This window comes from Staphylococcus coagulans (assembly GCF_002901995.1).
Classification (GTDB): Bacteria; Bacillota; Bacilli; order Staphylococcales; family Staphylococcaceae; genus Staphylococcus; species Staphylococcus coagulans.
In genome coordinates, this window is record NZ_PPQN01000016.1 from 63,095 (window position 1) to 75,373 (window position 12,279).

At 36.1% G+C, this 12,279-nt stretch carries 8 protein-coding genes and 2 pseudogenes; all 10 read left to right on the forward strand.

What is annotated here, in order from left to right; all coding sequences use genetic code 11:
* The first annotated feature begins 270 nt into the window (after nucleotides 1-270).
* The 10 genes and pseudogenes from pflB (at nucleotide 271) to CD118_RS04740 (ending at nucleotide 11,990) form a co-directional block, all read left to right on the forward strand.
* On the forward strand, nucleotides 271-2,520 hold the full coding sequence (pflB, locus tag CD118_RS04695) for a formate C-acetyltransferase (RefSeq protein WP_050330005.1): 2,250 nt from the start codon (nucleotides 271-273) through the stop codon (nucleotides 2,518-2,520).
* A gap of 66 nt (nucleotides 2,521-2,586) precedes the next feature.
* Complete coding sequence (gene pflA, locus CD118_RS04700; protein ID WP_050345209.1) at nucleotides 2,587-3,348, forward strand: pyruvate formate-lyase-activating protein; 762 nt, start codon at nucleotides 2,587-2,589, stop codon at nucleotides 3,346-3,348.
* Between the two features lie 544 nt (nucleotides 3,349-3,892).
* Nucleotides 3,893-4,543 (forward strand): annotated as a pseudogene (locus CD118_RS04705) (SDR family oxidoreductase).
* A 293-nt stretch (nucleotides 4,544-4,836) separates the two neighbouring features.
* A complete protein-coding gene (opp4A, locus tag CD118_RS04710) occupies nucleotides 4,837-6,558 on the forward strand; it encodes an oligopeptide ABC transporter substrate-binding protein (protein WP_103356336.1) in 1,722 nt (573 codons plus the stop codon).
* A 158-nt stretch (nucleotides 6,559-6,716) separates the two neighbouring features.
* Nucleotides 6,717-7,731 (forward strand): annotated as a pseudogene (locus tag CD118_RS04715) (ABC transporter ATP-binding protein).
* Nucleotides 7,721-8,710, forward strand: coding sequence for an ABC transporter ATP-binding protein (locus CD118_RS04720; RefSeq protein WP_050345214.1), 990 nt, complete (start codon nucleotides 7,721-7,723; stop codon nucleotides 8,708-8,710). Before CD118_RS04715 ends, CD118_RS04720 begins: the two are co-directional and overlap by 11 nt.
* Nucleotides 8,707-9,669: an oligopeptide ABC transporter permease gene (opp4B, locus tag CD118_RS04725; protein ID WP_050345215.1), complete on the forward strand. Its 963-nt coding sequence runs from the start codon at nucleotides 8,707-8,709 to the stop codon at nucleotides 9,667-9,669. The genes CD118_RS04720 and opp4B overlap by 4 nt, the downstream gene beginning before the upstream one ends.
* An 11-nt stretch (nucleotides 9,670-9,680) precedes the next feature.
* Nucleotides 9,681-10,574 carry an oligopeptide ABC transporter permease gene (opp4C, locus tag CD118_RS04730; RefSeq protein WP_060829437.1) on the forward strand — a complete coding sequence of 298 codons (894 nt, stop codon included), beginning with the start codon at nucleotides 9,681-9,683 and terminating at the stop codon, nucleotides 10,572-10,574.
* A gap of 235 nt (nucleotides 10,575-10,809) precedes the next feature.
* On the forward strand, nucleotides 10,810-11,070 hold the full coding sequence (locus tag CD118_RS04735) for a hypothetical protein (protein WP_207554608.1): 261 nt from the start codon (nucleotides 10,810-10,812) through the stop codon (nucleotides 11,068-11,070).
* A gap of 200 nt (nucleotides 11,071-11,270) precedes the next feature.
* Nucleotides 11,271-11,990: a trypsin-like serine peptidase gene (locus tag CD118_RS04740; RefSeq protein WP_103356338.1), complete on the forward strand. Its 720-nt coding sequence runs from the start codon at nucleotides 11,271-11,273 to the stop codon at nucleotides 11,988-11,990.
* Nucleotides 11,991-12,279 lie beyond the last annotated feature (289 nt).

A 12,279-nucleotide genomic window follows, 5' to 3' on the forward strand; every position in this document is an offset into this window, starting at 1 on the left:
ATGATAATACTTTTTATTGTATGACTTCGCTTCTGCTTCAATGAAGGCAAATTGAGTTGAGACTTGAGGACCATAAGCATGTTTTTCACAGCATAGTTGTATGCTTAAAAAATTAAAAATATAAGTCTAGAATTGTGACGAAAATTTATACAAAATAAATCCAAAATATGACATATTTTAAAACGCTTACAATTTAAAGTGATTTCATCCACAAGTCCTGTTATACTGATTGTGAAATGATGAACAAAACCTAATTGGAGGTATGTAACCATGATTAAAGATACGAATACTCGAAGCAATGCTTGGGAAGGATTTAAAACTGGACGTTGGACTCGCAATGTAGATGTGCGTGAATTTATCCAATTGAACTTCACAGGTTATCAAGGTGACGATAGTTTCTTAGAAGGACCTACTGAAGCAACTGAAAAATTATGGGATCAAGTGATGGCTTTATCTAAAGAAGAACGTGACCGTGGCGGCATTTGGGATATGGATACAAAATTACCATCAACAATTTTATCGCACGATGCAGGTTATTTAGACAAATCGTTAGAACAAATTGTTGGTGTTCAAACTGACAAGCCATTCAAACGTTCAATGCAACCATTTGGTGGTATCAGAATGGCAAAAGCTGCTTGTGAAGCTTATGGTTATGAATTAGATAAAGAAACAGAACATATTTTCACAGAATATCGTAAAACACATAACCAAGGTGTATTCGATGCTTACTCAAAAGAAATGTTAGCGTGTCGTAAAGCAGGTATTATCACAGGTTTACCAGATGCATATGGACGCGGTCGTATTATTGGTGACTATCGTCGTGTCGCATTATATGGTATTGATTTCTTAATGGAAGAAAAACAAAGAGACTTCAATGAATTATCATCAACAATGACTGAAGATGTCATCCGTTTAAGAGAAGAAGTATCAGAACAATATCGTTCTTTACAAGAATTAAAACAACTCGGTGAACGTTACGGTTTCGACTTAAGTCGTCCAGCTGAAAACTTTAAAGAAGCTGTTCAATGGTTATACATGGCTTATCTTGCAGCAATTAAAGAACAAAACGGTGCAGCAATGAGTTTAGGTCGTACTTCAACTTTCCTTGATATTTATGCTGAACGTGACTTAGAAGCAGGTACAATTACTGAAAAAGAAGTACAAGAAATTATCGACCACTTCATCATGAAATTACGTCTTGTAAAATTTGCGCGTACACCTGATTACAACGCATTATTCTCTGGTGACCCAACTTGGGTAACAGAATCTATTGGTGGTGTTGGCATTGACGGTCGCCATATGGTAACTAAAAACTCATTCCGTTTCTTACATTCATTAGACAACTTAGGACCAGCACCAGAACCAAACTTAACTGTACTTTGGTCAACTCGTTTACCTGAAAACTTTAAACGTTATTGTACAAAAATGAGTATCAAAACAAGTTCAATTCAATATGAAAATGATGACTTGATGCGTGAAAGCTATGGCGATGACTATGGTATTGCATGTTGTGTATCTGCAATGCGTATTGGTAAACAAATGCAATTCTTCGGTGCACGTGCAAACTTAGCTAAAACATTATTATATGCGATTAATGGTGGTAAAGATGAAAAATCAGGTGCTCAAGTTGCACCAAACTTTGCGCCAATCGAATCAGAAGTTTTAGACTATGATGAAGTTTATCGTCAATTTGATGAAATGATGGAATGGCTTGCAGGCGTGTACATTAACTCATTGAATGTTATCCACTACATGCATGATAAATATAGTTATGAACGTATTGAAATGGCACTTCACGATACAGATGTACACCGTACAATGGCAACAGGTATTGCAGGTTTATCAGTTGCAGCTGACTCATTATCAGCAATTAAATATGCAGAAGTTCGCCCAGTACGCGATGAAAATGGCTTAGTAGTTGACTTTGAAACTAAAGGCGAATTCCCTAAATACGGTAACAACGATCCACGTGTAGATGATATTGCGGTACAACTTGTAGAAAGCTTTATGAGAAAATTACGTAAACATCACACTTACCGTGATTCAGAACATACAATGAGTGTATTAACAATTACTTCAAACGTTGTTTATGGTAAGAAAACAGGTAATACACCAGATGGACGTAAAGCTGGCGAACCATTCGCACCAGGTGCAAACCCAATGCACGGCCGTGATTCAAACGGTGCATTAGCATCATTATCATCAGTAGCTAAATTACCTTATGACTGCTGTAAAGACGGTATTTCTAATACATTTAGTATCGTTCCAAAATCATTAGGTAAAGAAGAATACACACAAGAACAAAACCTTGTAAGTATCCTTGATGGTTATGCTTTACAACATGGTCACCACTTAAACATCAACGTATTTAACCGTGAAACATTGATTGATGCGATGGAACACCCAGAAGAATACCCACAATTAACTGTTCGTGTATCTGGATATGCTGTAAACTTTATTAAATTAACACGCGAACAACAATTAGACGTTATATCTCGTACATTCCACGAAACAATGTAACGGCAAAGCAATAGGCGTCACAGTCGGAGTGACAGATTTTAAGAGAAGGTAAAATGGGGGAGTACAATGATTAGAGGACACATTCATTCAATTGAAAGTTTAGGAACAGTAGATGGACCAGGTCTACGCTATATCATCTTTACACAAGGTTGCTTATTGAGATGCTTATACTGCCATAATCCAGACACATGGAAGATTAATGAGCCGTCGCGATCAGCATCACCAGATGAACTTGTGGCTGAAATCACACCGTACCTCCCATATTTTGAAGCATCTGGAGGCGGCGTTACAGTTAGTGGTGGAGAACCGCTTCTACAGATGCCATTTATAACGGAGCTCTTTAAAAAGCTTCATGCGCACGGCATTCACACTTGTATTGACACATCTTTAGGCTGTGCAAACGATACTGAAGCGTTTAAAAAACATTTTGATCAACTACTCGAGTATACAGACTTGTTGATGGTTGACATAAAACATATTAACAATGAAACGCACAAAAGATTAACTGGAAAACCCAATACTCATATATTAAATTATATTCAATATTTAGCTGATAAAGGTCAACCGATATGGATTAGACATGTGCTTGTGCCAGGTCTTACTGATACCCCCGAAGACCTTGTAGCACTCGGCGCATTTATAAATAAACTTGGTAATGTCGAGAAGTTTGAGATTTTACCTTATCATCAGCTTGGTGTGCATAAATGGGAAGCACTTGGTGTTCCTTATGAACTTAATGATGTCGAGCCCCCGACAGATGAAGAAGTTGAAAAAGCATACCAATACGTTGACTTTAAAGGTGTAACCCCCTTAACACCTATCGGCTAGGTAAAACAATAAGACATGGATCTATTCACTCTTTTAGAATCATAATAACCCTTAAATAATGTTTCGAACCGTACACGCCCCTCACGTGTGCGGTTTTTTTTAATGATTAAAAAGGGAAGGGCATTAACGATAGGATGTATAAAAGCCCCTATTCGTTTCAGTGAGATGAAGGGAGGAATTTAATTGACACGTTTTGTAAACCAATATTATTTTATTTTAGCCTCTTTTTCTTTTTTAACTATTTTCTCTAAATATTAAATTATTCTTTCTTATGTATATTGTAGTTATCTTTTTTAAATTGATTATGGAATACTTTTTAAATAGGGCGCATGATATTAGGAATAAAAACAAGTGGATGCTATTTTATTGTTTTTCCACTAGCTTTGATTTTATTATTTGCTTTCATGTTGCACATGCTAACTTAATTGTTTGAGAGAAGATGTGATAGATTGTAAGCACTATTTAATGAGCAGAATCAAAGGCGTGTGTATGAATTGTACTATCATGAAACGTGAGATGATTAGATAGAGGAGGAAACTTTATGATAAAGACGTTACTTTTAGGTGCCAATGGCGGTGTAGGTCAACATTTAGTGAGAATATTCCAATCCAACGACACGGGTTTTACAACAAGTGTACGTGACCATGCACAAAAATAAGCGTTAGAAACAAAAAGTATTGCCACCGTTTATATTAATATTGAAAAAGAATCTATCGAATCGTTAACATAGTTGTTTCAAGATTATAGTCAAGTCATTTTTTCAGTCGGTTCTGGAGGGCGTACAGGGGCAGAAAAACAATCATTGTTGATTTAGATGGTGCTGTCAAAGCGATTAAAACAAGTGAAGCGGCGAAAGTCGAAAACTTTATCATGGTTTCAACCTACGACTCTCGACGTGAAGCGTTTGATGCGAGTGGAGATTTAAAACCTTATACTATCGCAAAACATTATGACGATGACTATTTAAGACGAAGTGCACTAACAGCGACTATATCCAGGTGCGTTAACAAATGATTCGGGTACAGGGGAAATCCGTGCTGCGCAATATTTTGATCAACCGAATGATCGAAAAATTCCACGAGAGGATGTTGCTGCGGTTTTATATGAAGTGGCTGCTCAAACCAAATATCACGGTAAAGAATTTCAAATTTTAACAGGGAAAGTGCCGATTGTTGATGCGTTATCTACAATATAAATGACTATTTTACAGTTAAAATAGCATTACCCGTCTACTTTATAAATATACAAAGCATTCAGCTTTTAGAACAGTAATGTCTCTGTTGATGTTGAGATGTTATTATTCTATTTTTATATAAATGATCTACTCTATATAAATTTATATTTGTTTCAAATATGAAAATTTGTGTACATTATTATAAATAATGAAAGAATACAAATTCTAAAAATACATGTTGACAAAAAATTCAGAAAAATACAATAATAGTAAGGAAAAGATAATTCAATGATTATATTTAAGGGGGAACGCCAATGAAAAAGGCTTATCGTTATGTATTGTTTTTAGCATTGAGTGTAGTTTTAGTTTTGTCAGCTTGTGGAAAAAGTGGAGATACTGCTAAAAATGATAGTAGCAAAACTGAAAAAAGTGATGCTAAGGGAGGAACTTTGAATGTGGGGATTGCTGAACCGCCAGAAGGAAACTTCCAATCTATTTTTTCAAGTTCTACAGGTGATTCAGGTGTTATTGATTATTTTAATGATTCATTGATTGAATTGGATGACAATTTACAAATTAAACCTAAAATTTTGTCATGGGAAAAGCATAAAGATGATGATCTAACGTATACATTCAAATTGAAAAAAGGGATTAAGTGGCAAGACGGTAATCCGCTCACAATTAATGACTGGATTTTCACTTTAGAAACGATTGCAGATCCTGATTATGATGGACCAAGATATAGCGGTGTAGACGTTATTAAAGGGGCAGAGGAAAAGCATAAAGGCCAAGCGCAAAACATCAGTGGTATTAAAAAGATTGACGATTATACTGCAGAAGTTACGTTCAAAGCACATAAAGCGAACAACTTGTTAGAGTTATGGACATCTGCACCAATCAGTGAAAAAATCTTTAAAGATATTCCGGTGAAGGATATGGCGAAATCTGATGCTGTGCGTAAACATCCAATTGGTATTGGACCATTTAAAGTTAAAAATATTGTTGATGGGGAGTCAGTAGAGTTAGTTAAAAATAAAGATTACTGGCAAGGTGAACCGAAAATTGACAAGATTAATTTACGTGTTGTAGAACAGACATCTATGACACAAGCACTTGAAAAAGGGGATATTGATATGGCTTCAATTACGCCTCCTATTGCCAAAGAAATTAAAGACAGTGGTTCAGATAACTTGAAGTTGTTAGAAGCACCGTCAACATCATATACAATTATTGGTTTTGTTTTAAATGATTATGACAAGAAAAGTCGGAAAATTGGAAAAGAAAGACCGAAATATCAAAATAAACAATTGCGTCAAGCGATGGCGTACGCGATTAATCGTAAAGAATGGATTGACGCATTTTATTATGGATATGGTAAACCATTAAATGGTCTCATTCCATCAGCACATTGGAGTGGTGCTAAAAAAGGTGATGTACACGAATACGATCACAACGTTAAGAAAGCGAAAAAATTATTAGATGACGCAGGTTATAAGGATAAAGATGGTGACGGCTGGCGTGAAGATCCAGATGGCAAGCCATTTGTAGTTAACTTAAAACATTATGCCGGCTCTAACCCTACATTTGAACCGCGTTCAGCAGCGATTAAAGGTTATTGGGAAAAGGTAGGACTTAAAACGAAAGTTGAAATGGAAGAGTTTGGTAAGTATGCAACAGATTTAGAAAATACTTCAAAAGATATGGAAGTTTACTTCCGAACATGGCAACAAGGTGCGGATCCAGATCCATCAGACTTATATAAATCAACAGCGTTATGGAATGAATCACGCTATAACAATCCAAAAGCGGATAAGCTGTTAAGTGAAGCGGTAGATTCAAAAGTCGTTGGAGATAGTAATAAAAAGCGTAAAGAAAAATATCTAGAATGGCAAAAAATTATGGCTGAAGATGTACCTGTTATTCCAATCGTTGAATTAAAAGATGTGACAGTTGTGAATAACAGAGTGAAAAACTTTGAAGTATCATTGAAGGGATCGAACCCTATTTACCAATGGGCAGTTGAAGATAAAAAATAAGAGTCAACTGTTAAGATGATGATTTAAAAGGGATGGGGTTGATGTATAACAACCCTGTCCTTTTCTTAATATAAAAATACGATTGTTATCATCAAAAAATTGGGCATATATTATTTTTAATTTTAAGACGTTTTATACGCGCATAGAGGGGTGGAAAAATGAATAATGGCAATTTGTTAGAAGTTAAAGGTTTATCCAACAGCATTTTACATAGAAGGGAAACGACATAACGCAATATCAAATATCGATTTGGAAGTAAAAAAAGGTGAAATATTAGGCATTGTAGGAGAATCCGGTTCTGGAAAATCGGTATTAAGTTTATCCATTTTAAAATTGTTGCCTGAAAAAATCGCAACGATTGCATCTGGAGAAGTGATGTACAAAGACCAACGTATCGATAATCTTCAAGCCGAACAATTCAATCGTGTTCGGGGTAAAGAAGTTGCGATGATTTTCCAAGAGCCGATGACGTCTTTAAATCCAGTTTTTACCATTGGAAGCCAACTTATGGAAATGCTGATGCTACATTTAAAACTTTCAAAAAAAGAAGCGAAGTCAAAAGCCATTCAATTATTGAAAGATGTAGGGATTCCGCGTCCAGACAAGGTCGTCGACGAGTATCCACATCAATTATCAGGGGGGATGCGACAACGGGTCATGATTGCAATGGCCGTTTCATGCGCGCCTCAATTATTAATTGCTGACGAGCCTACAACAGCGCTAGATGTGACGGTTCAAGCGCAAATATTAGAACTTCTTAAACGCATTCAGCAAGATACACAAATGGGGATCATTTTTATTTCACATGATTTAGGAGTGATATCAGAAATTTGCGACCGTGTTGCTGTAATGTATGCAGGTAAAATTGTTGAGACGGCAACTGTTGAAGAAATATTTACCCATCCGAAACATCCTTATACCAAGTTACTTTTAAAAGCCATACCTCGATTGGATGTCCAACAAGATAAATTAGAAACGATTCAAGGTAGTGTACCGAGTTTAACAGGACTCCCTCAAGTGGGTTGCCGTTTTGCGAATAGGTGTCCGAATGCGATGCCTATTTGCTTAGAAAAAAATGTCAAAGCCATTTCGATTGCAGAAGAACATCAAGTTTTTTGTCACTTATATGAAGATGAGGCGCAATTCAAGAGAGGGAATAATCATGGTGAATGAAAATATTTTAGAAGTAAAAAATCTCAAACAGTATTATCCAATTAAGGGGGGTGTGTTTCAACGAAAAGTGGGGGAAGTGAAAGCTGTCGATGACATTTCATTTTCTATAAAAAAAGGACAGACGGTAGGCTTGGTTGGAGAATCAGGTTGCGGTAAATCATCTGCAGGTCGAACGATTTTATGTTTACAAAAGGCGGATGCTGGTGAGATTCTATTTTGTGGTCAAGATTTAACAAAGCTTAAGGGGAAAGCGCTAAGAGAAGCGCGCAAAGGTTTTCAAATGGTGTTTCAAGATCCATATGCCTCGCTAAACCCAATGCAAATGGTAGGCGATATTGTTGGAGAACCAATCAGGAATTACTATAAGAAAAAGCAAAAGGATATAGAGGGTGAAGTGAAAAGCCTTCTTAGACGTGTGGGCTTGAATGAAGCTGATTATTATAAATATGCGCATGAGTTTTCAGGAGGACAACGTCAACGTGTAGGCATTGCACGTGCACTTGCGCTCAAACCTAATCTGATTATTGCAGATGAACCGGTCAGTGCCTTGGATGTGTCAGTCCAATCACAAGTATTGAACATCATGGACGAATTACAAGAAGAATTTGGTCTCAGTTATCTTTTTATTGCCCATGATTTAAGTGTCGTAAAACATGTCAGTGATTATATTTGTGTGATGTATTTAGGTCATATTTTAGAGCAAGGTCCAGCTGAACAAATATATCAAAATCCGTCACATCCTTATACACAGTCTCTCATCTCAGCGATTCCAGAAATTAATCCAAAAGCACGTAAGAAACGTATCATATTAGAAGGAGATTTACCTTCACCCAGTCATCCACCAAAAGGGTGCCCATTCCATACTAGATGCCCAGTTGCAGAACCGAGATGTGCTGAGATAAAGCCACCGTCTGTAGAAGTGAGTAAAGATCATTATGCGGCATGTATCTTATTAAATGATGGAGGGATGACAAAATGACAACTTTAATTACAAGAAGAATTTTACTTATGATACCGATGCTACTGCTTATGTCCATTGTCATTTTTACAATTGCTAAGTTACAGCCCGGGGATGCGTTTTCAGGTAACATAGATCCAAAAGCGGGTGCAAAATATTATGAAGAGGAACGTGAAAAGCTAGGTTTAAATGAACCGATTCCGGTTCAATATCTCAAGTGGGGAGAACGTGTATTACACGGAGATTTAGGAGATTCCATTCGCTACAAACGTCCAGTAATCGACTTAGTTAAAGAAAGAATGCCGAATACGATTTTACTTGGCGTAATCAGTCTCGTGATTACATATTTGATTGCTTTTCCTTTAGGGATTTTGTCAGGACGCAAACCTTATAGTTTATATGATTATAGTATTCAATTTTTAAATTATTTAATGCTGGCTATCCCTTCATTTGTTGCAGGTGTATTTGCTATTTACATTTTTGCTTTTCAATTAGGCCTTTTTCCATTTTCTGGTTCGGTAGAGATTGGTCTAGAACCAGGGACGATGCCTTATTATATCAGTAAAATTTATCACGCTATTCTACCGGGTACCGTTTTAGGATTGCTATCTACAGCCAGCTATGTACAATTTTTAAGAAACGATATTATCGAAAATTCCCGTAAAGATTATATTCGAACAGCACGTGCGAAAGGTTTATCAGAATCTAAAATATATAATAAGCATATTTTGAGAAATTCTATTATACCCATCGTAACGTTTTTTGGTGCAGATGTTTTATCTGTCTTCGGCGGTGCTGTCATTACAGAAACCATTTTCTCTTATCCTGGTATTGGTAAGCTACTCATTGATGCAATCAGTGGTAAAGATTATCCGTTAATGATGGCGCTACTATTATTCTTTTCGTTTTTAGGATTGCTTGCAAATTTAATATCGGATATCACATATAGCATTGTAGATCCGAGAATTAAGAGTAATTAGGGGGAGAAAGTATGGATAAGAAACAAAAAGCAAAAAGTAAATCACCATTAGCCATCGCGCGTAAAAAATTTCTAAAAAATAAACCTGCAATCATTGCATCTATTATATTAGGTCTTATTGTTGTGATTTCATTTTTAGCGCCATTACTTGCACCTTATGATCCTAACGAGCAAAATTTAGTTTTAATCAAAGGTGATATGTCACCAGAACATTGGTTAGGCACAGATTCAGGGGGAAGAGATATCTTAAGTCGCTTGCTCTATTCTGGACGTGTTTCATTGATGTTTGGATTGCTGACGTCCATTGGTTTAATGACTTTAGGGATCATTATAGGGATGATATCAGGTTACTATGGTGGATGGGTAGATACATTATTAATGCGTTTTACAGAATTTGTGATGCTTTTCCCATTTATTCCATTCGCTGTTGTGTTAAATGCGACATTTAGCGGAAAAATCGAAAATCAATATGGCTCTGCTATTGTTTTAGGTGCCGTATTAATCGCTTTGTCGTGGGTAGGGGTTGCCCGAATCGTTCGTGGTAAAGTACTACAAGAAAAAGAAAATGAATACTTTTTAGCGGCTAAATCCATCGGGACTCCGGTTTATAAAATATTGCTTAAACATCTACTACCGAATATTCTAAGTGTGATTATAGTTCAAGCGACACTCGTATTTGCGGTACAAATTGTAGCTGAAGCGGGACTGAGTTTCCTTGGATTCGGTATTAGTAAAAGTGTCCCAACATGGGGGAATATGTTGACAGATGCACAAGAAGGAGATATTTTAAGGAGCAAACCATGGATATGGATGCCACCCGCAATTGTCATTACAACAACCATTTTATGTATCAACTTTATCGGTGAAGGGCTCAAAGATGCACTGAATCCAAAATCTAATCGCTAATAGAATGCAATGGAAATATCGAATATTGTTTAAATCAATTAAGTAGTTAACGATTAAACACATACAAAACTTTTCTTAAAGTCATTTCACATATGGATTAAAACACGATACAATAAAGAAAATGATTTAAAAATAGTTTTCAGTTTATAGACTGAGCAAGTCATTTTAATCAATACTTCTATGCATATAACTATGGCTTGTTTTATTAGGATTTAATGTATAAACAAAGGGAGTGATGAAAGTGCTTAAAAAGCTAGTCATTCTATTTTTCGCGATGGTTATTACGACAACAATTAAAGAAACATATTTTGTGGCAGGAACTTGGCAGTATTTATTATTACAATCACTTTCATTAAGTTTAATTCTATTCTTTATTTATCACTTCATTGCATTTCAATTGAGGTCAAAACGTGATACCGCACATCATGAGCGACGTAACGCGGCGCAAGAGTGTGAAGAACGAGAACAAGTGACTCATCGTGCGATACGTAAGTAAGTGAAGACTTAGTAGGGGATGAAGTCCCATTGCTTTAATTATTATTTCTATACTTAGGCAGGACGACGAAATCTTATTGATTTCGCGGTCCTGCCTTTTTCTTATCGCGCAGTTTGAGCTATCTGACTTGGTTAGTGATAGTTGCTTTCTTTTATTTGATATTACATACAAACCCAAAGCGCTCGAATGGAAAAGTTTGTATGCTTGTCGCCCTTCTTTTAGCTATGGTTCCCGTTATTTTCTCGCATAGTGGTTTTACAGCAGTAGCAAATAGTGAAATCTATCCTATTAAAGATTCACAAAATGCCCCATATCATATTGTGGGTAGAATTGATTTTAATAATGGACGTTCTGGTACAGGATTTGTAATTGGTAATAACACAGTAGCTACGAACAGACATGTTGGTATTAACTTTAAAGGTAAAGATAGTGGCACGTTTAAATTAGCGTTCAATCAAAAGAATAATGGTCCTAAGTCATTAGGTGACTTTAGTGTAGTAAGTGTTAAATTTGCACCTCATAAAGACGATGATGTTGCCATTTTAACAGTTGTACCTAAAAATGGGGCTAAAAATGTTGGAGAAGTTGTCCAACAGGCTGCTATTATAGATGCCGGTTTTATAGATAAAAAGTGGCTTGAAACATCCGAAAATAATTTACATATTGCAGGTTATCCAAGTTTAGGAGATCGTTACATTATGTGGGGTTCAGACGGAAAGATTTTGGACTTTGCTTTTGGTAGTAATCGTACTTATAAGTCTGATATTCTTGCGAGTCCAGGTGCATCAGGTTCACCGTTATTTAATAAAAATAATCAAGTTGTGGGTATTAACAGTAGTTTTTATGCAGATGACCCTAAAATAAGCGATGGATTTTTATTTAAGGAAGATCTATTGCAATTTGTATTAGATAACAGATAGAATCCTTACAAACAATGAGAATCATAATGACATATCATACAAAACTGATGATATGAAAAAAGTAGGGACATCAATCCTCAAAAATAGCGCCAAGATGATTTTTAATAGAAAATCGTCTCAGCGCTTCTTTTGTATGATAAAACCTCGCTTACCGAGGGGATAGCCTCATCGCGTTTCTGCTTAAATATGAGACTTGAGTCCCTAAGCAAGCGAGTCCATGGAGGCAAGTACATTAAAAATTTTTGTCTCGGATTCATTTTGTTTTTAGGTTGATTGTTCAACCTAAAAA

What these genes read in the sequence shown, in the direction of transcription:
- pflB (WP_050330005.1), top strand. Translation starts at nt 271, where the DNA reads ATGATTAAAGATACGAATACTCGAAGCAATGCTTGGGAAGGATTTAAA.
- pflA (WP_050345209.1), top strand. Translation starts at nt 2,587, where the DNA reads ATGATTAGAGGACACATTCATTCAATTGAAAGTTTAGGAACAGTAGAT.
- opp4A (WP_103356336.1), top strand. Translation starts at nt 4,837, where the DNA reads ATGAAAAAGGCTTATCGTTATGTATTGTTTTTAGCATTGAGTGTAGTT.
- CD118_RS04720 (WP_050345214.1), top strand. Translation starts at nt 7,721, where the DNA reads ATGGTGAATGAAAATATTTTAGAAGTAAAAAATCTCAAACAGTATTAT.
- opp4B (WP_050345215.1), top strand. Translation starts at nt 8,707, where the DNA reads ATGACAACTTTAATTACAAGAAGAATTTTACTTATGATACCGATGCTA.
- opp4C (WP_060829437.1), top strand. Translation starts at nt 9,681, where the DNA reads ATGGATAAGAAACAAAAAGCAAAAAGTAAATCACCATTAGCCATCGCG.
- CD118_RS04735 (WP_207554608.1), top strand. Translation starts at nt 10,810, where the DNA reads ATGAAAGTGCTTAAAAAGCTAGTCATTCTATTTTTCGCGATGGTTATT.
- CD118_RS04740 (WP_103356338.1), top strand. Translation starts at nt 11,271, where the DNA reads ATGCTTGTCGCCCTTCTTTTAGCTATGGTTCCCGTTATTTTCTCGCAT.